At 44.1% G+C, this 25185-nt stretch carries 22 protein-coding genes and 1 pseudogene; 19 read left to right on the forward strand and 4 right to left on the reverse strand.

Features of this window, described 5'->3' with window-relative positions:
* Nucleotides 1–49: 49 nt before the first annotated feature.
* From M2134_RS02150 to M2134_RS02170, 5 genes are all read left to right on the forward strand, one after another.
* Nucleotides 50–1459 (forward strand): caspase family protein, encoded by a 1410-nt coding sequence (locus M2134_RS02150; RefSeq protein WP_280750363.1) that lies wholly within the window; start codon nucleotides 50–52, stop codon nucleotides 1457–1459.
* 207 nt (nucleotides 1460–1666) lie between these two features.
* Entirely contained in the window at nucleotides 1667–2908 is a 1242-nt protein-coding gene (locus M2134_RS02155; protein ID WP_280750362.1) for a hypothetical protein, read from the forward strand.
* A 79-nt stretch (nucleotides 2909–2987) separates the two neighbouring features.
* Nucleotides 2988–3716: a hypothetical protein gene (locus M2134_RS02160; RefSeq protein WP_280750361.1), complete on the forward strand. Its 729-nt coding sequence runs from the start codon at nucleotides 2988–2990 to the stop codon at nucleotides 3714–3716.
* A 26-nt stretch (nucleotides 3717–3742) separates the two neighbouring features.
* Nucleotides 3743–4534, forward strand: a complete 792-nt coding sequence (locus tag M2134_RS02165; protein WP_280750360.1) for a DUF4384 domain-containing protein — start codon at nucleotides 3743–3745, stop codon at nucleotides 4532–4534.
* Between the two features lie 55 nt (nucleotides 4535–4589).
* Nucleotides 4590–5579 (forward strand): hypothetical protein, encoded by a 990-nt coding sequence (locus M2134_RS02170; protein WP_280750359.1) that lies wholly within the window; start codon nucleotides 4590–4592, stop codon nucleotides 5577–5579.
* 8 nt (nucleotides 5580–5587) lie between these two features.
* Here the strand turns inward: M2134_RS02170 and M2134_RS02175 are convergent, their stop codons facing one another.
* Together M2134_RS02175 and ftsZ are read right to left on the reverse strand one after the other, a co-directional pair.
* Nucleotides 5588–6001: a glycoside hydrolase family 25 protein gene (locus M2134_RS02175; protein ID WP_280750358.1), complete on the reverse strand. Its 414-nt coding sequence runs from the start codon at nucleotides 5999–6001 to the stop codon at nucleotides 5588–5590.
* Nucleotides 5991–7214, reverse strand: a complete 1224-nt coding sequence (gene ftsZ, locus M2134_RS02180; protein ID WP_280750357.1) for a cell division protein FtsZ — start codon at nucleotides 7212–7214, stop codon at nucleotides 5991–5993. The genes M2134_RS02175 and ftsZ overlap by 11 nt, the downstream gene beginning before the upstream one ends.
* A 355-nt stretch (nucleotides 7215–7569) precedes the next feature.
* On the opposite strand from ftsZ, the gene M2134_RS02185 reads away from it, so the two are divergent.
* The gene (locus tag M2134_RS02185; protein WP_280750356.1) at nucleotides 7570–9045 is read left to right on the forward strand and encodes a serpin family protein; all 1476 of its coding nucleotides are present in this window, start codon (nucleotides 7570–7572) and stop codon (nucleotides 9043–9045) included.
* Here M2134_RS02185 and M2134_RS02190 read toward each other — a convergent pair.
* A complete protein-coding gene (locus M2134_RS02190) occupies nucleotides 9038–10342 on the reverse strand; it encodes an MFS transporter (protein ID WP_280750355.1) in 1305 nt (434 codons plus the stop codon). The two genes, M2134_RS02185 and M2134_RS02190, sit on opposite strands and share 8 nt — an antisense overlap.
* Before the next feature lie 432 nt (nucleotides 10343–10774).
* Between M2134_RS02190 and M2134_RS15760 the strand changes: the two are divergent.
* The 9 genes and pseudogenes from M2134_RS15760 to M2134_RS02235 all read left to right on the forward strand — a co-directional run.
* Nucleotides 10775–10957, forward strand: a pseudogene (locus tag M2134_RS15760) (ORF6N domain-containing protein); the annotation flags it as partial.
* A gap of 209 nt (nucleotides 10958–11166) precedes the next feature.
* On the forward strand, nucleotides 11167–11868 hold the full coding sequence (locus M2134_RS02200) for an ABC transporter ATP-binding protein (RefSeq protein ID WP_280750354.1): 702 nt from the start codon (nucleotides 11167–11169) through the stop codon (nucleotides 11866–11868).
* 3 nt (nucleotides 11869–11871) lie between these two features.
* Entirely contained in the window at nucleotides 11872–13041 is a 1170-nt protein-coding gene (locus tag M2134_RS02205; RefSeq protein WP_280750353.1) for an FtsX-like permease family protein, read from the forward strand.
* Nucleotides 13038–14312: an FtsX-like permease family protein gene (locus M2134_RS02210; RefSeq protein ID WP_280750352.1), complete on the forward strand. Its 1275-nt coding sequence runs from the start codon at nucleotides 13038–13040 to the stop codon at nucleotides 14310–14312. Before M2134_RS02205 ends, M2134_RS02210 begins: the two co-directional genes overlap by 4 nt.
* A 117-nt stretch (nucleotides 14313–14429) precedes the next feature.
* Nucleotides 14430–14819, forward strand: coding sequence for a GxxExxY protein (locus M2134_RS02215; protein WP_280750351.1), 390 nt, complete (start codon nucleotides 14430–14432; stop codon nucleotides 14817–14819).
* A 7-nt stretch (nucleotides 14820–14826) separates the two neighbouring features.
* Nucleotides 14827–15636: an outer membrane lipoprotein-sorting protein gene (locus M2134_RS02220; protein ID WP_280750350.1), complete on the forward strand. Its 810-nt coding sequence runs from the start codon at nucleotides 14827–14829 to the stop codon at nucleotides 15634–15636.
* A gap of 7 nt (nucleotides 15637–15643) precedes the next feature.
* Nucleotides 15644–16225 carry a TetR/AcrR family transcriptional regulator gene (locus M2134_RS02225; protein ID WP_280750349.1) on the forward strand — a complete coding sequence of 194 codons (582 nt, stop codon included), beginning with the start codon at nucleotides 15644–15646 and terminating at the stop codon, nucleotides 16223–16225.
* Between the two features lie 3 nt (nucleotides 16226–16228).
* A complete protein-coding gene (locus M2134_RS02230) occupies nucleotides 16229–17371 on the forward strand; it encodes a hypothetical protein (RefSeq protein ID WP_280750348.1) in 1143 nt (380 codons plus the stop codon).
* A gap of 228 nt (nucleotides 17372–17599) precedes the next feature.
* Nucleotides 17600–19453, forward strand: coding sequence for a PAS domain-containing sensor histidine kinase (locus tag M2134_RS02235; protein ID WP_280750347.1), 1854 nt, complete (start codon nucleotides 17600–17602; stop codon nucleotides 19451–19453).
* Between the two features lie 16 nt (nucleotides 19454–19469).
* Here the strand turns inward: M2134_RS02235 and M2134_RS02240 are convergent, their stop codons facing one another.
* Nucleotides 19470–20747, reverse strand: coding sequence for a GAF domain-containing sensor histidine kinase (locus M2134_RS02240; protein WP_280750346.1), 1278 nt, complete (start codon nucleotides 20745–20747; stop codon nucleotides 19470–19472).
* A gap of 237 nt (nucleotides 20748–20984) precedes the next feature.
* Between M2134_RS02240 and M2134_RS02245 the strand changes: the two genes are divergently transcribed.
* The 4 genes from M2134_RS02245 (at nucleotide 20985) to M2134_RS02260 (ending at nucleotide 25125) form a co-directional block, all read left to right on the forward strand.
* Nucleotides 20985–21881 carry a diaminopimelate dehydrogenase gene (locus M2134_RS02245; protein ID WP_280750345.1) on the forward strand — a complete coding sequence of 299 codons (897 nt, stop codon included), beginning with the start codon at nucleotides 20985–20987 and terminating at the stop codon, nucleotides 21879–21881.
* Between the two features lie 225 nt (nucleotides 21882–22106).
* A complete protein-coding gene (gene lgt, locus M2134_RS02250; RefSeq protein WP_280750344.1) occupies nucleotides 22107–22988 on the forward strand; it encodes a prolipoprotein diacylglyceryl transferase in 882 nt (293 codons plus the stop codon).
* An 8-nt stretch (nucleotides 22989–22996) separates the two neighbouring features.
* On the forward strand, nucleotides 22997–23875 hold the full coding sequence (gene lgt, locus M2134_RS02255) for a prolipoprotein diacylglyceryl transferase (RefSeq protein ID WP_280750343.1): 879 nt from the start codon (nucleotides 22997–22999) through the stop codon (nucleotides 23873–23875).
* Between the two features lie 11 nt (nucleotides 23876–23886).
* On the forward strand, nucleotides 23887–25125 hold the full coding sequence (locus M2134_RS02260; RefSeq protein WP_280750404.1) for an FprA family A-type flavoprotein: 1239 nt from the start codon (nucleotides 23887–23889) through the stop codon (nucleotides 25123–25125).
* Nucleotides 25126–25185 lie beyond the last annotated feature (60 nt).

Below are 25185 nucleotides of genomic sequence, written 5' to 3' on the forward strand. Positions count from 1 at the left end.
CTTATATATGAAACAGAAAATATACCTATTCATTACTCTCTAGTTTGGGATGGCAGCGATTGCTGTTCAAGCCCAACAAAACGGGATCAGTGCTCCGATACAATTTCGGCTACCGGTTGAAATGTATGTACGTAATTACGTGGAGCCCCGCCTAGCAACATGGATGAAATGGGACAGATATGAAGAATCGACTGTTCATTACCAGGAGCGTGTTTCAGATGAAAACAAAAAAAAGAAAATCCAGGAGTGGGAACAGGAAGCATTGAGCATCTATAAAAAGAAATATGCCGAAACCGTGAATTGGAATCAATTCCAAATTATGGGGGCATATGATCCGGATAACGAGTCAATCTTGCTTCACTCCGATTCATTTGGTCAGTTTGCCATCAATGTGCCACGCGGAGTATCAGCACGCTCATTTGTAGAACAATTTGACTCATTAAAGGTCTCTGATGTCGACTTCTATTTTTCCGGGAACGATATCGGGTTAGACCGCTTAACATTGGTTTTGCCCTCTTCTGAATTTCAGTATGTTTATGACAGCAAACAACAACATCAATATACTGAACTGGACATTGTATATGATCCAGGCCCATTGGAGACTTTTGCCTTTGACGAAGTAGTTCGTCCTGCCCAATTATACGACAGTAATGTCATTTTACTAGGAGGGTCGGATGTAGATGTAAACATTCCGCAAGCATCACGAATCAATGATAATACATATGTTTCTATTATAGGAAATGAAAATTATTTTTATGAATCGAGAACCCGTTTCTCCGCTAATGACGCACGTATCTTTTATGAATATTGTACACAGACATTGGGTATTCCGGCTAAAAACATTTTCAAAAAAGAGGATGCCACCTATGGAGACATGCTGAAATCAGTACAATTCCTTAAAGATGCTGCTCGATCAAAGGATGGGGATATTCGAGTGATTTTCTATTATTCGGGACACGGCATGTCGGATATACGTGAAAACAGTATGTATCTGTTGCCTGTAGATGGTAGTTCTATGACCTTACAAGCGGCATTAAAAGCAGAAAGTTTATACAACGATTTAGCTGAAATGAAAACACTCTCTGCTACAGTATTTTTAGATGCCTGTTTTAGTGGAAAATCGAGTGAAGGCGTCCTTGCAGCACTGGTGGATGGCGCAGGGATTGAGATAACTCCCAAAGAGGAGTCTTTAAATGGGAACCTGGTAGTGTTTAGTGCAACATCGGAAGCTGAGATTGCTTATCCATATGAGGAGAAAAAGCATCGGCTTTTCACTTATTTTTTATTGAAAAAATTGCAAGATAGCGTGGGAGACATTCCCTACATTGATTTGGCAAACTATCTTATTACGAATGTAAAATCTCATGCCTTTGATGTAAATAAGAAGACACAAACCCCCAAAGTACAAACATCTTACAATATTGTAGATGAATGGAAATCATGGAAATTGACAGAATAAATAAATAGCCTTATGAAAGCAATAATCGTATTATTTGCAGGGATGACAAGCGTCTTCTCATGCTCTTTGTTTGCCCAAAACAATCGAGATTTCCGGCAAGAATTTACAAGATTTCAACAGCAGTCACAGCATACGCTTACCCATTTCCGAGATTCGATCAATACCTAGTTTGCCCTCTATCTATCCAAAACTTGGGAGCAGTTCGATATGCAATCTCCTGTTGAAATACCCTCAAAACCACGTCCTGTAACAGAGTATTTTTCTGATTCATTATTCACTGAGGACACATTACTTATTGATTCCATTGTAGAACGAGAGGACTTGGAGGATATTTCTGTTATTTGGGAAATAAAAGAAAAAAAAGAATCATACTCCCCTCCTCTACATTTTACCTTTTTAGGAACACCCATTGAAATTCAGCGGTATGAAGGATTTGATGTCACCTTTTCTAACATAGATGAAAAGCAAATTGCTGCCTACTGGGGGCAATTATCTCGGTCCTCTTACCCCTATTTTATTCATGAAGCTATTCAGCTGCGCGAGGAAATGCATTTAAACGACTGGGCCTTTTATCAATTAATTCTTCAAATGACAGACGCTTATTTTCCCCAAAAATCGGTGAATGAGAAAACAGCTTTTACCGTATTTATCATGGGGCAAATAGGCTATCGAATCAAATTGGGACGTATCGATGACAGACTGGTATCACTCATTGCCTTCCAGACAGAAGTATACGGACGGCATTTTGTCTCTTTTCTTGACGGGAATTATTACGTATTTGGAAATGAGGGGTTTCCACCGAGTCCGCTCTACTCTTATTCATTAAATTACAAAAATGCCATTGTTAGCCTAAATTTAGCATCTAAAAGACCTATGCGAATATCTCTTGAGATGAAAACCCGGGAGCTTCTATATCGAAATAAAAAATATGAATTTGCATACAATGCCAATTTGATAGATCTTTATGCTACATTTCCTCAAACCGAATTACAGATATATGCAGAAAATCCTATCTCCAGTATCACTCGTAAGAGTCTAGAAAAAGAGCTTGTTCCAGAGTTGAGTAATAAAAAAGAGAAAGAGGCTGTAGATTTCCTCCTTCATTTTATACAAACTGCTTTCCCTTATAAAACAGATCAAGAACAATTAGGAGTAGAAAAGTTTTTTTTCGCAGAAGAGCTACTTCATTATCCCTTTTCAGATTGTGAAGATAGAGCGGTTTTGTTCTCTCAGCTAGTAAGACGATTTGTTGGTCTTAATGTTGTTCTTTTAGACTATACGGATCATGTTTCCACTGCTGTACAATTTTCAGACCTTATAGATGGTGATTTTGTACTTATTAAAAAGGAAAAATATATCGTTTGTGATCCTTCCTATATAGGAGCACCTGTAGGAAAAGCAATGACACATACAAAAAAAGAAGCTGCACGAGTACTTATTTTAAATTAAACCGACTTTTATTGTCACAAAATAGTAGAGAGGCAGATGTTGTTATAAAAATGTCTAATCAATAAAAAAAGAAAACAGTATGAGAACAACACATTTTTTGATTTTAGGAATGATTATTATGCTAGTAACATCTTGTGGAAGTAGCAAACAATCTTCTTCCCAAGAGTTGAATAACAGCTTATCACGTAAAGAAGTCCTACGTAAAGAAGCTCAGAGAAAAGCAATCAAACAAGCTAGAAAAGATGCAAAAACGTATGAAAACGAAGGCTTCAAAACATTTATTGGTGGGCTTCCGTTAGAAAAACAAATTGAGAACGCTTGGTTGAAAGCCATAGATATAGATAATGCAGGATATCCTGAATATATTGTAGCCAACGCACGGGTTATTGGAGGAAATACAACAGCGGCTAAAGCTCAAGCGATGCATATGGCAAAGGTTGAGTTGGCTAGTTTAATCAGCTCTAACATAGCAGTATTGATTGAGGGGAGTACTGCCAACAATGAACTTTCACAAGAAGAGGCCGTTTCTTTGAATGAAGTCTTACAAGCAAGCAAAGAGCTGATCACAGGTGAATTAGGAAGAGTATTAAAAGAATTAGAAGTATATAGAGAATTACCAAATAAGAATTGTGAAGTTATGATCTGTCTCTCTTATAGCACTCAGTTAGCTCTTGAAGCAGCAAAACAAAGTATGGTTCGAAAAATGGGCGAAGGGACAGAATCTTTACACAAGAAATTGGATAAAATGTTAGATTTGGATAAATTTGACCCGAATTTAAATACAAATCTAATTATGGATGTAGACTAACCTACCCATATACAAATAAAAATGCCATGTTTCCCATATTCTCACACCTAAAATGGATCTTAATACCTATTTTTCTCACAAACTATTTCTCTCTATTTGAGTTAAAATCACAGACAGTTGAGGTTCAGGTCAGTGGGATATGGGAAATGGCGAATATAACTCCAGAGAAAGCTAGACTCTACGCTTTAAACAACGCCAAAGAAAACGCCTTGCGCGAAGCGGGAATCTCGGAAGAGTTTATCATAATGCATACTGGAGCCGTTTCTGACAAAATTACACGCTTTATCAGTCATAGTAATTCGGAGCTTTTAGGTGAAATTGTTAATTATGAGGTCATCGACGAACGGATTCAGAGTCAAGGAAAAAGGCATTATTATCAAATAATGATCAAAGCTACAGTAAAAACGGGTAAAGTGAAACGAGATATTGAATTTGATGTACAGATTAAAGGCATTAAAAACACAGCATATAGAGATGGTGAGATGTTTATCTTCTCTATCACCCCTACAAAAGATTGTTATGCCACAGTTTTTTGGCTGGACGAGAGCGGGAATGGAGCCTTAATTTACCCTAACCCTGCTGAACCCACAGAAAAGTTGCTTGCGCAAAGCCATTCTATTTTTCCACGAACACAAAACTATAAAGCGCGCAAAGAAACCAAAGAACCCACAGAAATCATCTCATTAGTGTTTGTTTTCACTAAACAGAACATTCCTTTCACACAAGATTGTACTTGGGACAATATCCAAAAATGGATAATGGCTATTCCTTCAGACAAACATACACTGAAATACAATAGTATTGTTGTGACTGATTAACCTCGTGGCTTTGATATTTTTATACTTTTTTCAAATAACTAAATTGAAAACACGCATGCATAATAACGGGTTTTACAAGTATGACTTAAATTCTCCTGAAGATGTAATTTCATGGAAGCACTTATTATCTCATTATTCTCTTGAAGAAATTCATAATCGCTATGAAAATTTCAAATCTTTAAGTCTACAAAACACTGTCAATTTTTCCAGAATAGAATCCGCAATAAGCTCTATCTTTGAGATTGATTTGAAGGGCAAAAAAATCTCTCCAGATTTCAAAATCTGCAGCACACCTGAAAAAACTCACCCTAACACACCACATTATTTTTTCAGAATCAGAAAATTGTCAAAGGCTTTTGCCTGCAAAGGCAGTATCAATGGCATTAATTTTGGTAGTATTAAGATTGATGAAATAAACTCATTGCAAGATGTCTGGGAGAGACCCGCAGAACAAATAAACCATTTTCAACGTCTTAGCAAACCTAAAGAATCTGTTCTTTATACGAGTTTAATGTCTTCAACAGCTATTTTAGAGACAAATATAAAAGAAAAGGACTTTTTCATACTGATAACTTATAAAGGAAAAAAACAGTTTAACTTTAGCGATTGTCGTTATTTTGTATATTTCAACCAATTAACAGAAGAAGAAAACATGAAGAGATATATTCTGTTTCAACTTCTCAGAAATGAGTTTACTCGCATCCTACCGTCTTCTTATAAAGAAGAGAATCAATACTGTTCCGCCTATCATATCTTCAATAAATTTTTCAAACATGATAATACTATATCCATTCAATACCCTTCTACTCGTGGGCTAGGACATAATAATTTCGCTTTTTGGGACAACATACAGGATAATTTAGAATTTGTTGGTTTTAGACTCTGTAGATTAGTCGAAAAAGAAGGAACTCAAAGTTCTACTCAAATCTTTGCTGATGGGTTTTGGAACTCTGAGTTGTCAAAATTTGAATACTACTCTCCTCATTCAGAAAAATCCAAATCGATATTCGAAGATATGTATCTAAAAGTTATGATATCAAAATAAGTAGAGCTTTATCTCTTAGTATTATTTTTCGCTAGCGGTATGAGTTGGAGATTCGAATTTTTGATTGTATTTATAAAGTGTTCTGCTTGTTTTGGGGGAGTTAATATTGTCCGGAAGTAATGGTATGCTCCTGTTTTGATTCCTTGTTTTTGTGCCTGTTTTGTATTGTACCGGTATTTAGGGTCTTTAAAGGATGTGCCTTCAGTGGCTTTAATATATACGAATTGTATATTTTTATCAGCGCCTACTTGTTCCCAGTTTATCTCTCCTTGATGGTGTGACACATCAATGCCTTGATACCCACGATCTCCCTTCTTACCACAATAAATAAGGGCGATGGCACCGATACATAGAAACAGGAATAGGAATAATGCCGTTTTCCTTCTCTTAGTCACTTTTTTACTCCTTGTTTCATTCATCATCCATAAACTTATTCAGTATCTCACCCAAGCGTTCGATAAGGGGTTTTTTCTCGATTACGACCTGCTCATTCTCAACGTATGGCGGCTTGTTGTCCGGTGCTTCTTCCGATGCTTCTTCTTGTATTTTTACCGGTGTTTGTTTGGGCGATTGTTGGGAAGTCCGTTTGGGTGGGTAATATCTATCGATAAGCGCGTTCAGTTTGTCCTCTTCGCTTCTTTTATTCTCGATCGATTCCTCTTCCGGTTCAAAGCCGGTGGCAATAAGGGTAAACTTAATTTCGTCTCCCAATTCATTATCATCATACAATCCCCAAATGACGTCGATATTCTGATCGAGCTCATCCATAAAATCATCCAATTGAGCTAATTCATTCACTGTGACAGGATGATTTTCATTTGAATAGATAACAAAAAGAATACGTTTTGCATGTTCAATATCCTTCCCGTTAAGCAAAGGGGAATTGAGGCTTTCCATGATCGCTTGCTGTAGGCGATGTTCTCCGCTCGCTTTTCCCATGGTCATGATGGCGCCTCCTCCGTTGCGCATCACAGAGTCCACATCGCGAAAGTCTCGATTGATCGTGCCATGTATGGTGATTATTTCCGCAATGCTCTTGGCTGCTACCGTCAGAATATCATCCGCTTTCTTAAAGGCCTCCTTGGCGGGGGTGTTGCCTCCTTCATAGAGATCCAACAGACGCTCGTTGTTGATCACAAGCAGGGCATCTACCTGCTTCCGCATCTCGCTGACCCCTTGTATGGCTTGTTTGATTTTTTTCTTCTTCTCAAAAACGAATGGGATGGTAACAATTCCAATGGTTAATAAGCCCATCTCTTTGGCGACACCAGCCACGACAGGTCCGGCGCCCGTCCCTGTTCCGCCACCCATCCCGGTCGTAACAAAGACCATTTTGGTGCCATCCGAGAACATATTTTTTAATTCATCGATACTCTCTTCCGCTGCTTGCCGACCGATCTCCGGTTTACCGCCGGCTCCTAAGCCCGAGTCACCAAGTTGTATGCGATTAGGGATAGAGGATTTAGCCAGAGACTGGCTGTCGGTATTACAAACAGCGAACGACACATCGTAAATCCCCTGTTTATACATATTCTCCACAGCGTTCCCTCCGCCACCCCCAACACCAACCACTTTGATGATATTGCTCATGCGGTTCTTGGGGATGTTAAATTCCAACGTATCTTCTATATTCATGACTGTTCTGCTTTATTGCTTTATGTTATAAATGTATTTCTGTCAAAGATAATGAAAGTTGAGTGCTGAGTCAATAGTTCGTATAGAGTTGTTTTTAGAAAAATATTCTATCGCGGAATACTTTAAACGAAATGATTTCTACCTTTGTAGCTATGATGAATCTGACAAACCTCACTCCTTCCTTGTTGGAAGCTTATAAGAAAGCGACAGCTATCGATTGGCTAACGAGCTGATTGCCTAAGGATAGTAGTTTGTCCAAACAACTCCTCTCACTTATCTTTATATAATTAGATCTTTAATTAGTTCTGAAAGACCGGAGACCCATATAAGAAGTCTTTCTTCAAAAAATAAAAAAATGAAAAAGAAGATTCTATTTTTAGTTATTGCAATGCTGCTCTTTTGCGTAATGGTTCCTGACTTACAAGCGCAAAAGACAAATACGACTCAATCTGTTTCGGGTATCGTTACCGATCAAGAGGGAAATCCATTGGATGGAACGTCTATTGTTATAAAGGGCAAAAACACCGGCGTAGTGTCAGACATTGATGGCAAATACTTAATACATGTTCCCCAAGATGCCATTTTACAGTTTCTTTTTATAGGAATGGAAAGTCAAGAAATCCCTGTAAGCAATCAACAGGTAATTAATGTTACGATGGAAGATTTGTTTTCCAAGGGGCTTCAACCCGCAAAACCGATTACTTTGACAACAAAGCAGAAGGCAAAAACAGAAGGGGAAAATTCTTTTGCATTTAAAATGTTTAAAGAAGTATCAAAACAGAAAGGGGAAAACACTTTTTTTTCACCATTGAGTCTCAGCATGGCTTTAGGAATGCTCTATAATGGTGCTTCGGGTGAAACTCGTCATGAGATTTGCAATTCACTTGGAATAGCCGATTTCTCTGAAACAGAAGTCAATGAGTATTTTCAAAAAATATCACAGTATTTATTGGAGGTTGATCCGACTACAGATATTTCGATCGCTAATTCCATTTGGTATCGAAACCATTTTACTGTAAAAAACCATTTTATTGAAATTTGCAAAGAATATTTTGATGCGGAAGTTCAATCGCTAAATTTCAACAGCCCAAAAGCTCCCTATACAATCAACAACTGGTGTGCTGAAAAAACAAATAACAAAATACAACATATCATAGGAAATGAAATATCACCTGGCGCGATGATGTGTTTAGTCAATGCGCTCTATTTCAAAAGTCAATGGCGAACAGACTTAAAATTTGATAAGAAAAAAACAAAATTGGCCAACTTTACCCTAAACGACAAGCAAAAGAAAAAGGTAAATATGATGGAGCAGACTTCTTTCATGAGTTATTACGCTGACGAGCATTTGCAATGTGTTGAAATGGATTATGGGAATAGTGCTTTTAGTATGGTGGCAGTTCTTCCGTCAAAAGACAAGAATATCAATCAACTCATTGAGTATCTAAACAATGACATCTTGCGGAATGTAATGAAGAATATGCGATGGGGAAAAGTATGGTTGAAACTGCCACGTTTCAAAACAGAAAGTTCATTTTCACTTGCTCAACCTGTAAAAGATTTAGGAATGAGACACCTGTTTCAAGAAGGCTTTACAAATATCTCCGATGATGATATGTGGGTGTCCGACATTCTTCAAAAGACATTTGTAGAAGTGAATGAAGAGGGCACAGAGGCTTCCGCTGCGACAACTGTAGTGATGATTGGGGCTGGTCGTCCAATAAAAACTAAACCTATTCGTTTTTTCGCTGACCGTCCGTTTCTATATCTGATTCGAGAGAAAAGTACAGGAATAATTCTATTCATTGGACGAATGGACGAACCTATTTGACCACTTTTTTCGCCACGAATTTATTAAACAACAACAACCCAACAATCGTCAACAGCCCTATGCCGCTGAATATCAGCCATAGGATGGAGGGTTGGTTTAGGTTATCCACAAAGTGGACGTATAGGGTGGCTCCTAAGATGCCTCCGACACCGCTTCCGATGACGCCATACAAAAAGGAGTAGCCGAGGTATAAGGCTTTTTTGTCTTCCGGGGCGATCAGTCCAACATAGGAAAGGAACTTAGGGTGAGCGGTCATCTCCCCTAAGGTGAAAGTGACGATGCCGGCGATAAAGACCCAGATACTGGTCGATAGGGATAATACCGCCATACCCAGGGTACCGAAAAAGATTCCTACAATCATCGTGGGGAGCGCTTTGAAATTCTTGACAATAGAGGAGATTAAAATCTGAAGACAGATGATGGTGCCCGCGTTGATTACGGTGACATGCTCCACATCAAATTTCCAATCCGGATTATCGACAAAGAGCGAGAGGAAACGATTCACCGCCTCATTGAGAGGAGTCGCATCCACATAATCCTTTACATACCATAACACCGTGTCGAACATCTGAAAATACAAAATCCAGAACATGGAATAGATTAAAATCATCACCACAAAGCGATAGTCTTTCAATACCTGAACGGCGCCCCATAACACCTCGCCCAGCGATTTACTGGTTTTCGGACGTTCCGGCTCTTTATAAGCAAAGATATTCAGTAGTAATAACGACCCGGTCACGATGGCCGACATATAAAAGATGTAGCTGTAGCTGATTCCTTTTAATATAGGCACCAATATCAGGGGAAAGATAAACGCGCCCAGGTTAATCGACCAGTAGAAAATGCCAAAACCCAAGGTAGAGTTCTCTTCAGTGGTGGAGCGCGCGATGGTTCCGGAGATCAACGGTTTGAAAAAACCGGCTCCGATATTCATCAGGATAAGACTGGCAAAAACGGTTTCAAACCCGGTGCTGATGCCTGAAAGATAATAACCGATACTCATAACGACAAACGCACCCATCAATACTTTTCGGTAGCCATACCGGTCGGCTATGGCTCCGGAAAGAATCGGCAACAGGTATAACAACGGTTTGGTGATGCTGCTGATCAGTCCGACATTCTCCCGGGTAAGACCCAAGCCGCCATCGCCAACTGCCGTGACCAGATAGACAGACAAAACAGACATTAACCCGTAATAGGATCCTCTTTCGAAGAATTCCATCAGAATAACGATCCAATAATTGCGGGGAAATGACTTAAATCCCTTTTTCGACGATTGTTTTTTAGGTTCTTCCATACTTCTCATTGATAGGCAGATAATGCGTGAATGTTTTATACTATTGGCAAAGCTACTTGAAAAAGCCTGATTCTTCAAATGTATATATAGAAAAAGGCAGTTTATTTCACCCCTCCCTGGCAAAAGGAAGAGTAAATGTTAAAAAGCAAAATGTAAGCAAAATCGCCTTTTTGCTTTACAATACGATACGTTAAAAAGTGTTACTCGCGGGACTAATTTTAAATACCCCTACGTTTTTGGAAAAATAGTCGGGCGTTTTTGACAAAATGATAATTGAAATGATGCTAAAAAAAACAACAATTTAACATTTACTAACAGTCTTTTTTTTACCCTCTGGGGTGAACCCAGCCCACTGGATGATGCAAAAGCGGGACACAACCAAGATATGTATAAAGATATTATCTATATTTGTGTATAATCAGAACTTAACGTATGGAAACAGCAGTAATACAAAATCGGATATATGAAATCAGAGGTCAGCGGGTGATGCTCGATTTTGATTTGGCAGAAATGTATGGAACGGAGACTGGACAGCTGAAACGAGCTGTCAGGCGGAATATAGAACGTTTTGAAGGTGAGGATTTTATGTTTGAGATTACGAAAGAAGAACTTTCAAGATGCCAAATTGGCATCTTGAACTTATTAATGAAACACTGGCGGAATTGCAGGCCAATAAGTCGCTCTCTACGAAGCCCCGAAATCCGATTGGATTTGTGAAACCGAAAGAATAAAAGCCATTTAACGTTTACGATATTTGGATATTTCGACTTAATTCGTATATTTGGTGATTATTGGTTATTGTAATCTTTGAAATAATCACCACCATGGCACCTCAATCTATTATCTCATTAACGGATCTGGTAAAGACGTTTCCTGTCGGGAACGGTGAGTTTACCGCATTAAACAGGGTGAATCTGACGATCGACGTCGGCGAGTTTACCGGTTTAGTAGGCCCGAGCGGCTCGGGCAAGACGACTTTATTGAATATTATCGGCTCGTTGGATAGCCCGACACGGGGGGAAGCTCGTGTGTTGGGCAAATCTGTTTCTACGCTGGCAGCCCGCGAGGCGGCGGAGTTGCGGAATAATCATATCGGATTCATCTTTCAGAGCTATAACCTTTTACCCGTTTATACGGTGTTCGAGAATGTAGAGTTTGCCTTATTGTTACAGGGCATACCTACGGCCAAACGCCGGACGATGGTGATGGAGGCGTTGGAATGGGTTGGCCTTACCGATAAGGAGAAATCAAAACCTTCGCAACTATCAGGAGGCGAAAGCCAGCGGGTAGCCATTGCCCGCGCCATGGTGAAGAAGCCGGCGATCGTATTGGCCGATGAACCTTCGGCCAATCTGGACGCTGCCAACTCGCACCATATCCTTCAGACCATGGTGAAGCTGAACGAACAGCTGAAAACCACCTTTATTTTTGCCACGCACGATGAAAAGGTGATGCAATACCTTAGGCGCATCATCCATTTGCAGGACGGCGCTATCGTAAGAGACGAAACGATCGGGGAGGGATGAGCCATGTTACTACTAAAAACAGCTTTTAAGAATATCCTGGGTGGCGGCATGCGGACGTGGCTCAATGTGGCGGTTCTCTCCTTTACCTTTGTGATTATTGTCTGGTTTAACGGCATCACTGATGGTTGGGTGCAGGATTCCCGCCAGGAAACGATTGCCTGGGAGACCGGCGACGGACAATTTTGGATGCCGGAATACGATCGGTATGATGTGTTCACCTTGCCGGATGCGCATGCTCCCATTCCGAATGGGTATCGTGAAGGTATGACGAAAGGTGACCTGACACCAGTGCTTGTCGTGCAGGGCACGGTTTATCCCGGTGGAGGACGTATGATGAATATCCAGCTAAAAGGAATACCCGCCGGGCAGACCGCTGTGAAGCTCCCCACACAGGGATTGGCCGGCAGGGAAGAGATCAGCGCTTTGGTGGGCAAACGCATGGCCCGTTCGGCGGGATTGCAGGAGGGCGATTATGTGATGGTGCGCTGGCGCGACCGCTGGGGGGCGTTTGACGCCCGGCAGATCCGTATTGCGGGTGTGTTCGATTCGAAAGTGCCGGCCATCGATAACGGACAACTCTGGCTTGATATAGAAGATTTACAGCAAATGACCGGCATGGACGGGGAGGCGACCTATCTTATCCTTTCGGTGGGAGCGGAAGCACCTGTCGACTCCGCCTGGGTGTTTAAGAGCCTGGCCTATCTGACGGCCGACCTGGATGAGATGCTGGCAGCCAACCGGATAGAGATGCTGGTGGTGTTTGTGATTTTGTTATCGGTTGCCCTATTGGCGGTGTTCGATACGCAGACCCTGTCGATCTTCCGCCGGCAGAAAGAGATCGGCACCTATGTGGCCCTGGGAATGACGCAGAAGCGGGTGGCAGCCCTTTTTACGCTCGAAGGCACAGCCTATAGCCTTCTGGCTATTGTGGTCGGAGCGATCTGGGGCATTCCTGTCCTATTATGGCAGGCAAAAGTGGGTATGCCGATGCCGGATATGATAGAGGAGACCGGCATTGCCATCGGGAATGTGATCTATCCGATCTATACAATCCCGGCTATCTTATGGACCATCTTGGTGATTGTATTTTCGTCGGCATTGATCAGCTACTGGCCGGCTCGGAAGATTACGAAGCAAAACATTGTCTTATCACTTAAAGGGAAAATACTATGATTACCGGTTTTTTATGGAAAGGGGTTGTGCGCGACCGCGGCCGTTCGATTATGCCCTTTATTGTGGTGACGATCGGGGTGTTTGTGGTGGTCTTTATGGATGGCTTTATGGGAGGGATGCTCTCGAATATGATCGATATGACCGCCCGCTTTGATGCCGGACACCTGAAAGTGGTCACGAAGGCCTACGAAGAAAACGATCTGGAAAAGAATAACGATCTCGCCATCTTGGAGGCAGAGACTCTATTCGATCAGCTCAGAACTCATTATCCGCAGGTGTCCTGGAGCCCGCGTATCTATTTTGGCGGGTTACTGGATATACCCGATGACGAGGGCGAGACCCTGGCGCAAGGCCCTGTGGCGGGTACGGCTTATGATCTGTTGACAAACCAGGTGGAATCCGAGCGCCTTCATCTGGAAAATGCCCTTGTCGCCGGGCAGCTTATCAGCAGTGGGAAAGAGGCGCTTGTCAGTGTTGATTTCGCCGAGCGTTTCGAGGTATCTCCGGGCGACAGGCTTACCTTTTTCGGAAGCACGATGTATGGATCCATGTCGTTCACCAACCTGACGGTGGCCGGTATTGTTCGCTTCGGCAATGCTGCTCTCGACCGGGGAGCTATTATTGTTGATATTTCTTATGCGCGTCAGTTCCTGGATATGGAGAATGCCACGACGGAAATATTCGGCTTTCTCCCCGATGATCTCTATAAACAGGAAGAGGCGGAAGCTATCAAACGCGATTTCAATGCCCGCTTCCCGGCCTGGGAGGAAGACGAGTATGCCCCTTATATGCTGCAACTCGCCGATCAGAGTGGCATGGGTGATATGCTTGCCTATATGAAATCCATCACATTTATTATGGTTGTCATGCTTGTTTTTGCCCTTTCCATCGTGCTCTGGAACACCGGCATACTGGGAGGTATCCGTCGTTACAATGAATTTGGCATCCGTCTGGCAATGGGCGAGCCGCAGGGGCATATCTACCGCACAATGCTATTGGAGTCGCTAATGATTGGTGCTGCCGGCTCCGTGATGGGAACAATCTTAGGCGTTTTGTTAGCCCTCTATATGCGCACTTACGGTCTCGACTACGGTTCGATGATGGATAATATATCCATGCTGATCGACCCCGTTATCCGTGCCGAGATCAGGCCCCGTATGTTCTGGGTCGGCTTTATCCCCGGCGTCATCTCCATATTGATCGGTACCGCCCTCGCCGGCATGGCCGTCTATCGACGCAAGACGGCGGAATTGTTTAGGGAACTGTCGTGATGTCTGAACCGGGATTACGCTGATTTATGGATTTCCTGGATGAGATTAGGGAGGATTTGATTGATTTTATTAGATTGATTGTGAAACAAAAACAAATTATTAAAAACTGAAACGGCTATGATTGATGAAAAATATGAAAACTCGGAATTGACCGGGAAAGTGATCGGTGCTGCGATGGAGGTGCACCGGACATTAGGAAACGGCTTCCAGGAGGTGATCTACCAACGCGCTTTAGCGGTGGAACTGGATCTGTTGGGAGTAAAATATGAAAGAGAAAAAGAAATGCATCTGTTCTACAAAGAACATAATATAGGCACAAGAAGAGTAGACTTCTTTATTGAAAATGAAATTATGGTTGAATTAAAAGCTATAACAGCATTGGAGGCGGTACACCTGGCGCAGGCGAAAAATTATTTGGAAGCTTATAATATTAAATTGGGACTACTCATAAACTTTGGAGCCCCTTCTTTGCAGTTCAAACGAATTATAAACAAATATCTAAAATAATCGAGCCATGAAAAGAATAAACAATCTGATAAATCAATCAAATCAGCCCAATCTCATCCGGAAAATCCATAAATCAGCGAAATCCCGGTTCAAGACGATTTTGTTTGTCCTCAGCGTAATCACAGTTCAGGCATTCCCCCAGTCCCCCACCCAAATCCTGGATGCTGTAGATAAGAACCTGTCGGCGGATTCGCGGGTGGTGGAGTCGACGATGGTGGTGCATGGGAAACGCAATAACCGCACGATGACCTCTAAAAGCTATACGGAAGGGACGGTGAAGTCGTTCTCCGAATACCTGTCGCCGGCGCGGGATAAGGGCACGAAGATGTTGAAACTCGAGAAGGAGCTCTGGCTCTACTCGCCTTCGACCGACCGCACGATCCTGATATCGGGACATATGTTGCGGCAATCGGTGATGGGCTCCGACCTCTCGTATGAAGATGTGATGGACGACCGCAAGCTGACCGAGACATACAACGCAGAACTATCCGGCCAGGAGGAGGTCGATGGGCGTCCCTGCTGGGTGTTGTCGTTGAAGGCGAAGGTCGACGACGTAGCCTACGACGCCCAGAAGATATGGATCGACCAGGAGCGCCTGGTGCCTCTCCGGCAGGAATTGTATGCCAAGAGCGGGCAGATGCTCAAGCGAATCCTCCTGAGCGATGTGCGACAGATCGACGGACGTTGGTTCCCCATGAAGATGAACTATAAGGATGTGTTGAAAGAGGGGGACGGAACCGACTATATCATTACCAACATAGAATTTAATAAACCCATTCCTGCCTATATATTCAGTAAGGCGGGACTAAAACAATAGTTATAATATGGCTGGAAAACGAGCTCATAAGCGAGAAGATCTCATCCGTGCCGGATGGCGGATGATGCAGAAATATGGCATCCGGCGTGTGACCATAGAGGAGATCTGTAAGGAGGCCGGGAGTTCCAAAATGACCTTCTACAAATATTTCGACAATAAGATGGATCTGATCAAGAATATGCTCTGGTTCTACGCAGATGAAAACCTGCGGGAGTTTCGCGAAACCATGGCGATGGATCTCTCTTTCAACCAGAAGATGGAGCGAACGATCTACCTGAAACTGGACAAATCCAAGGAGATCAGTGCCGACTTTGTACGCGATATCTATCAGTCGGATGACGCAGAGATGCGATCGTTTATAGAGAGCTTTTATGCCGACTCCATACAGATGGGGGTGAAAGAACTCACCATCGCCCAGGAACGGGGAGAGATGCGCTCCGATTTCAATCCTGTCTTACTGATGGTGATCTTCGACGCGTTGAAATCAATGATCTCCGATGAGCGTTTATTGAACGCCTACCCCAATACGCGTGCGATGATCGAAGATATTTCCCGCTTCTTTGTGTACGGTGTTTCCAATTATGAATAGGCCATGAAACGCGGGTGTTTGTTGCTTCTCGGATGGCTGTTGTCGACCTGCTTGCTGTCGGCACAGAAGAGTTCGTTTCGTTACAGCGGACAACTCTCCGAATGGGGACTGTATGCCCCTGATTATGCTTCGGATGTGTGGCTGGGTGGACGCTATCTGCCCCAGCTCAACGGACAGTATCGCCTGGATGAAGAGCGCCTGTTCGATGTGGAGCTCTCAGCCAATCTGTTTGGTGATATGTCGTTGCGCTTCGATAAAGATCGGATGACGGGCGATATCAAACCCTATCGTGCCTGGGCACGCTATTCCACCTCCCAACTGGAGATCCGTGCCGGTCTGCAGAAGATCAATTTTGGCTCCGCCATGATGTTTCGTCCGCTGATGTGGTTCGATAAGATGGATCCGCGCGATCCGCTGCAACTGACCGACGGGGTGTGGGCAGGTCTCTTCCGTTATTATTTTTTGAATAATGCCAACCTTTGGTTTTGGGTCTTGATGGGCAATAAGGATATCAAGGGTTGGGAGTCTGTTCCAACGAACAGGAAGCAGCCCGAGGCCGGAGGGCGTTTTCAATGGCCGGTCTCACAAGGCGAGATGGCCGTTTCGTATCATTACCGACCGGTCGACTTTGGAGCCAGCTCCACGTATAGTTCTCTTCTTTCCGACCGCTCGGTGGCGGAGCATCGCATCGGGTTCGACACGAAACTCAACTTGACTGTCGGCCTTTGGCTCGAAGCCTCCTGGACACATCTGTCGAAAGAGGCCGGTGCCATGACTAACCAGACATTGATCACGCTCGGAACCGATTACACCTTTCCCTGGGGAAACGGCCTGACCGCCACTCTTGAACAGGTGGTTTTCGATGGAAGCCGCCAGGCTTTCTCTTTCGATAATACCGCTACTTTCTCCGGTTTGTCCCTCTCCTACCCGATCGGTATTTTTGACAACCTGCAAGGCATGGTCTATGTTGACTGGGAAAACCACGAAGCCTATAACTTCCTGAACTGGCAACGCCAGTATAATTCGCTCACCTTCTACCTTATGGCCTATTGGAACCCGGTGCGTTTCAGCATTCCCGGCATGACCGCTGCCGATAATCGCTTTATGGGCAAGGGGGTGCAACTGATGGTGGTCTGGAATCATTGACGCACACTTCCGGTTGATAGTTCATGCCTCCTTCGGGGAAAGAGCTGAACGGTTGCGTTTTAAAAGACAGTTATTCTCCGGAAAGCCCCAAAAGGGAATTCCATCCAACAACTACTTTTTTACGAAAAAGGTGTTTTTTGTGTCAATTTATAAAATTATTTCACATAAACTACACGAATGTCTTTATTTTATGCCTTTCTTTGTTAAAATTGTTAATAATCGTCTACTATGGGAACCGAAAAAGTGAAGGATATACTCTTGAATGAATCATTCGTTTATTATCCGGTAGGAGTTGTTTTGTACGATGAGAAAGGGGATATCATAGCTATCAATAAAGCCATATCAACGAAATTCGGCATAAAGAACAAGTCGGAATTTATGATCTCTCACTTGTTTCAGACAAAACTATTGACTGATTTGCAGAAAGAGCATTTGCGACGCGGAAGTACGATCAATGATATGTCTGTGGTCTCGCTGTCGATCACGCCCTCCCTCGACAGAGAAGGAGGGATCTTGGGCTACACGTTGATTCTGGCCGACTCCCCCAAGACGGAGGTTGTCAATCGACAAGAGCGCCAATTGCAGGAGTTATACAATATTTCCGAAAAAGTAGCCCAGGCGGTACCCGACACCATCCTGTTGATAAATAGAGAATTGCGCGTAGAGCGTATCATTGCTGTCGCCTCTGATTCGCATATCACCCCGGATGTAATCAATTTCCGTATCGATGAATTTCCTGTCTACAACCTGACGGAAAGCCAAAAAGAGAGAATCCGTAATACGGCAGAGAACTGCTTTAATCACAAGCGGACATTCAAATTGAATCTGGACATGCCCTTCAAAGATGGTACGATCAAATATTATCAGATAAGGATTGTGCCTATCGAAGGGAAATACCTATTGGTTTACACACGTAACATCACCGAACAGGTGGAAACGGAGATCAAAAACCAGCACCTCACTGATCGCTTATCGGAAAGCCGCCACATGATGGAATTGGCACTGCAGAATAGCAAGGTGGCTACCTATTGTTTCCATTTCGATCTCTACAATGGTTGCGACATGGTGAACTGCCGGAACTGCTTCCAGTTTCATGGGTCAGCCAATCAATTGCTGCTACGCAACAAATACACTTGCCGCACCTTGGCATCGCTGAAACATCCCGAAGACCGAACAGATTTCTTTTCACTTTTCGAACATCTCAAGGAGAACCACCTGGAAGAGGGGAAGGTAAACTTCCGCCTAAAGAATGATGCCGGCGAATACCGCAACTACGAGGTGAGCGCGAAGGTACAAGAATATGATGAAAACAAGAACCCACGCGTGATTGTCGGGTTGATCATCGACGAGCAAGAGCGTGTCGAGCAGGAAGCCTCTCTGCTCCGGGCCAAAGAGGAGGCAGAAACTGCCGATCAGCTGAAGTCAACCTTCCTGGCCAATATGACGCATGAGATCCGCTCTCCGCTCCAGGCAATCGTGGGATTCTCGGATCTGTTGAGCACAGAGACCGATGAGAGTGTACGGGAAGAATACATGAACCTGATCAAGACAAACAACGAATTACTGGCCAACCTGATCAATGACATCCTGGACATCTCCAAGATCGAAGCGAATATGGTGACCTTCTCCTATATGGATATCCAACTGGCCGATTTCGTACGAGAGATCTATGCAACCATGAAATTACGGGTCACCTCTCCCAATATCATGCTCATACTCGATCCATGCGAAGAGATAACACTTCATACGGACAAGAACCGGCTCGCACAGGTGTTGATGAACCTAATCACCAATGCCATCAAACATACCGACAAAGGAAGCATTCGTTTCGGATACGAGGTACAAGCCGAACAGGTTCGTTTCTACGTATCAGATACCGGAAAAGGAATACCGAAAGAGCGGATCGAACAGATCTTCTCCCGCTTCGTTCAACTGAAAGGAGCCAAACAGGGGATCGGGCTCGGGCTGGCTATTTGCAAAGGATTGGTGGAGAAAATGGGTGGTGATATCAAAGCCTCCTCGGTGGAAGGCGAAGGCTCTGTGTTTGAGTTTACCCTACCATTCACCCCACCGGAAGCCTAACGTTTTCTCAATTTATTCAAGAACATTTAGAGATCACTCTCTTTTCTTCCTGCGGGGGATAAAGGGGAGTGATTACTTTTTCTTTGAGAGGGAGGGTAAACCAGAAGGTAGAGCCTTTTCCCGAAAGCGAGTTCAATCCGATCTCTCCGTCGAGAGACTCGACAATACTTTTCGAGATAGAAAGTCCCAACCCTATACCCTGGCTGAAACTATCCAATTTCTTGAAGTGTTTGAAAATGTCTTTATGATGCTCGGGGGCTATGCCGATCCCGGTATCGGAAACGGAAACACGCACCTTATTGTCGACGATCCGGTAAGAGAGCACGATACTGCCTGCCGAAGTAAACTTACAGGCGTTTTTGACAAAGTGGGCAATCACCTGCTTCACCCGATTCTCATCGGTCAGCAGGATAAGATCCGGATGCTGTTCCATATGAAACAGAAACGAAACATCCGGCGCGGTCTGATTGGCAAACTGCCGGAAGATATCCAGACAGATCTGTTTCAGGTTGACCTCTGTGTATTCATAATCTAATTCGCCGGACTCCATTTTGGAGAGATCCATCATATCCGCAATGATTTGCAGGAGCATATCATTATTTTTGTCTACGATACCCTGGTAATAAAGACGCTCTTCCAGGTTCTCCGTTTCGGCGATAATAGAAGAAAAACCAACAATCGCATTCAGGGGCGTACGGATCTCATGGCTGATATTGCTGATAAAGGCAGATTTCAAACGGTTGGCTTCCTGGGCATCCATAAGCTCTTTCTCTTTCCGCTCCAGGCTGATGCGTTGCTGGTAACGTTCCAGAACAATGGAGAATATATGGGCAATACGAGGCAGGTCTTTGAATTCTTCCTGTGTCCGACCGAGTCGGTTGCGTCGTGAGCTGAGACCGATAAAGCCTTTCACCTCATCATTGAAAAACAAAGGAGTTGCGATAAACGACTTCATACCATTGCTGCGCATCAGATGCAGATCGGACTCCTCGCCTGTCGGGATATCTTCCAGGTTTTTAACAAGCAGGTCATTACCGGCAGAGATATTTTTCATGGTCCACGACATATTCTCAAAAGAGAGGGAGGGTCTACTGGTGAGTCCCGCATCCTCTTTCTCACGCATCATTTCATAAACACAATGCACCAACGCATTCTCTTCATCGAAAAAAGCAACATAAATCCAGTCGAGATCAAAATAATCGAGCATAATTTGCATCGCTTTATCCATATTCTCTTTCTTATCTGACTGAAGAAGGAGCAGGTTGATCTCTGCGAAAAGCTGTTTTATATCCACAATCTCTGTTTTTATTCCCTTACTGCTACAAAAGTACAAACTTAGCCCAAAGGATACTTGTTAATACGAACTTTCTTTTTCTTTCGTTAGATGAAAAACAAAGGTTTCATCCTTACTTAAAACGATTCGATAGGAAAACAAATAACGCATCGTTTTGTTCGGTTAGCAAGCGTTCTCCCCTACTCTTTTCATTTTTTTTGTACCTTTGCCTTTGATAGACAAACTAAAATCATTAAGATGAAGAAAGTAAGAGCAGCCATCGTAGGGTATGGCAACATCGGAAAGTATGTATTGGAGGCGATTGAAGCGGCTCCCGATTTTGAAGTAGCAGGTGTGATCCGTCGTAATCCGGAAGATATTCCGGCAGAGTTAGAGAAATATACCGTAACCGATAATATTGATAACCTGAAAGAGGTAGACGTTGCCGTATTGGCAACTCCGACACGCAGCGTAGAGTCGTTTGCGAAAGAGATACTTGCCAAAGGCATTAACACTGTAGATAGTTATGATATACATGGTGGCATTGTCGATCTGCGCCGCTCATTAGACGCCGTAGCAAAGGCAAACAACACCGTAGCCGTCGTCTCCGCCGGATGGGATCCGGGAAGCGACTCAGTGGTACGCGCCCTATTGGAAGCTATGGTTCCCAAAGGGGTGACCTATACCAACTTCGGCCCGGGTATGAGCATGGGACATACGGTGGCCACTAAAGCCATCGAAGGCGTGAAGGCGGCCTTAAGCATGACCATCCCGACCGGAACAGGCATTCACCGTCGCATGGTGTATATCGAAGTAAAAGAGGGATATGCCTTCGACGCCGTAGCGGCAGCTATCAAAGCGGATGATTATTTCGTACACGATGAGACCCATGTGATCGAAGTGCCTTGCGTCGACAATCTGTTGGATATGGGACATGGCGTGAACCTGACACGCAAAGGCGTTTCGGGCAAGACACAAAATCAGTTGATCGAATTCGATATGAAGATCAACAATCCGGCACTGACCGCTCAGATACTGATTTCAGTGGCACGTGCCAGCATGCGCCAACAGCCGGGTGCCTATACGATGATCGAACTGCCTGTGATCGATATGCTTTACGGCGACAGGGAAGAGCTGATAAAAAAATTGGTATAGCCAATTTTTTTAATTGATAATTGATAGTTGACAATTGATGATGGATAAGCAGCGTTACATAGCGGAGCATAAAGCGATGATGAGTCATAACCCCGTAAGGGGTAAAACATGGATAACCCCGGGTGCAACCCGGGGTACAAACAACCTTCTTGCGGAACCCCGAAGTGGGTTCAACAGGCCAATAAATAGAACGATATAGTATATTTACCATAAAACAAACAGGGTATGATAGCATCTTTCCTTATCAATTGCCAATTATCAATTGTCAATTTGTTCATCACTTGGACCGCCAGTCCTGAGATATTCTCGATCGGCTCGCGTGGTATTCGCTGGTATGGGTTGGCTTTCGCCATAGGTTTTGCTGTAGGGTATATGATCGTGGCTCGGATGTGGAAAAACGAGAAACTGCCGCAACCCTGGATCGATTCCTTGCTTATCTATACGGTAGTCGGAACGATTGTCGGCTCACGCCTGGGTCATTGTTTGTTTTACGCGCCGGGCTATTACTTAGCCAACCCGATCGAGATCCTAAAGGTATGGGAAGGCGGACTGGCCAGCCATGGCGGGGTATTGGGTATTATTATCGCAATGTATTTCTATTCCCGGAGGGTGTCGCACAAAAGCATGCTCTGGGCTTTCGACAAACTGGTGGTGCCGACCGGACTGGTCGCTGCTATGATCCGTTTAGGCAACCTGATGAACCATGAGATCTACGGCCATCCGACCGACCTGCCCTGGGGATTCCGGTTTATCGACAACCTACCGGCCTGGATGCAGGGGGCAGAACCGATATTCACTGCACCCAGCCATCCGACACAACTATACGAGGCACTCTGTTACTTGTTGACGTTTGCCCTTTGTATGTGGCTCTATTTCCGGAAAAATGCCTGGCATAAGGAGGGATTGATCTTTGGCTTATTCATGATCTGCATATTTGCTTCCCGCTTCTTTATTGAATTCCTGAAAAATAACCAGGAGACCTTCGAAGAAAATATGACACTAAACATGGGGCAATGGTTGAGTATTCCATTTGTCCTGATGGGTATCTTCTTTGTGTGGCGCGCCTTGAAAAAAGGGAAAGAGCCGGAAGTGAAAACTAAAAAATAATCCACCCCATGATACTCCTACCGGTCAACGCTATAACCTGGACAGTAGATCCTGTCGCGCTTACCATCGGATCGTACAGTTTACATTGGTACACGCTGGCTTTTCTGATTGGCTTTGCAGTAGGTTATATGATTGTCGACCGCATGTGGAAGAAGGAGGATCTCCCACGTCCCTGGCTTGAGCCTCTGTTGATTTATACAATGGTGGGCACCTTAGTGGGCGCCCGCTTAGGGCATTGCCTCTTTTATGAGCCGGCTTATTACCTGGCTCATCCGCTGGAGATTATATTGCCTTTCGAGATGATAGATGGATCCTGGAAGCTGGTTGGCTTTAAGGGATTAGCCAGTCATGGAGGGACATTGGGTATCATACTTGCCACCTATTTCTACTCACGCAAAGTGAGCCACAAAAGTATGCTCTGGACCTTCGATAGACTGGTGGTACCGACCGGATTGGTCGCCGCCTTGATTCGTTTAGGCAACCTGATGAACCATGAGATCTACGGCCATCCGACCGATCTGCCCTGGGGGTTTCGTTTTATCCGAAACATCCCCTACTGGCAACAGGGGGCGGAGCCGATATTCACCCTGCCAAGCCATCCCACACAGCTTTACGAGGCCATTTGTTACCTGATAACCTTTGCGCTCTGTATGTGGTTATACTTCCGGAAAGAGGCCTGGAAGAAGGAGGGTTTTATCTTCGGCATCTTTCTTATTTGTATCTTTGGAGCGCGTATCCTGATCGAATTCCTCAAAAACAATCAGGAGGCTTTCGAAGAGGGTATGTTTCTCAATATGGGACAATTACTGAGTATTCCCTTTGTATTAGCTGGTATTTGCTTCGTATGGCGGGCAGAAAACAAGAAAAAGAACAACGTTAAAACTTAAAAAACTAAAAAATTATCATGTTAAAGAAAATAACGGAAGACATCTTCTACGTAGGTGTAAACGACCGGCAAAAACACCGATTTGAAAACTTATGGCCTTTGCCGTATGGGGTTTCCTATAATTCCTATCTGATAGCAGACGAGAAAACGGTGTTGATGGATACGGTCGATGTATGTTATGCCGATCTTTTCTTCCAAAAAATAGAAAAGGTGCTCAACGGACGCCCACTGGACTATGTAGTTGTGAACCATATGGAACCCGACCATGCGGGGAGCATCCGCCTATTGCGCCAACAATACCCGAATGTACAGATCGTGGGTAACAGTAAAACCTTCGGCATGTTGGCGGGGTATCACGGCATCACGGACGGACTATACGAAGTGAAAGAGGGTGACACGCTCGAATTGGGACGACATTCCCTGTCGTTCTATATGGCGCCGATGGTGCATTGGCCGGAGGTGATGATGACCTACGACCAGACCGATAAGGTTTTATTCTCGGCAGATGCCTTCGGCACCTTCGGCACGATCGACGGAGCCGTGATCGATGCGGATATGAACACCGACCACTACTGGGAGGAGATGAAACGGTATTATGCCAATATCGTGGGAAAATACGGCAGTCCGGTACAGAAGGCATTGCAAAAACTATCCGGATTGGATGTACAGACCATCTGCTCCTTGCATGGCCCGGTATGGCGCGAACACAAAGACAAAGCCATTGCGATCTACGACCAATTAAGCCGTTATGAAGGCGAAGAGGGTGTTGTGATCATCTTCGGCAGTATGTATGGTCACACCGAGCAAATGGCGGAAACAGTAGCTCATTCCCTGGCAGAAAATGGCGTGAAAAACATCGTGATCCACGATGTAAGCAAAACCAATGCCTCCTATATCCTGCGAGATGTATTCAAATACAAAGGGATTATCATAGGGAGCCCCACCTACACCAACCAGATCTTCCCGGAGGTAGAGGCGATATTGAACAAGATACAGGTACGTGAAGTAAAGAACCGTCTGTTTGGTTACTTTGGCTCCTTCACCTGGGCAGGTGCTGCCGTCAAACGCCTGGCTGCCTTTGCCGAACAGATGAAATGGGAGGTCGTAGGCGAACCGGTGGAACAGAAACAGGGCATGTCTCCCGACGACCAGGCCAAATGCGTGGCCTTAGGCAAAGAAATGGCGGAGAAAATGAAGAATGAAGAATTGGAGCGAAGCGGAAATCGCTTAGCCGAAGGCGTAGAGCAATAAAGAATGATGAATCGAAGATCGCTTAGCCAAAGGCGCATAGCAATTGGAATGAAGCAATCG

Origin of the sequence: Parabacteroides sp. PM6-13 (assembly GCF_029892605.1) — a bacterium.
Classification (GTDB): Bacteria; Bacteroidota; Bacteroidia; order Bacteroidales; family Tannerellaceae; genus QVMG01.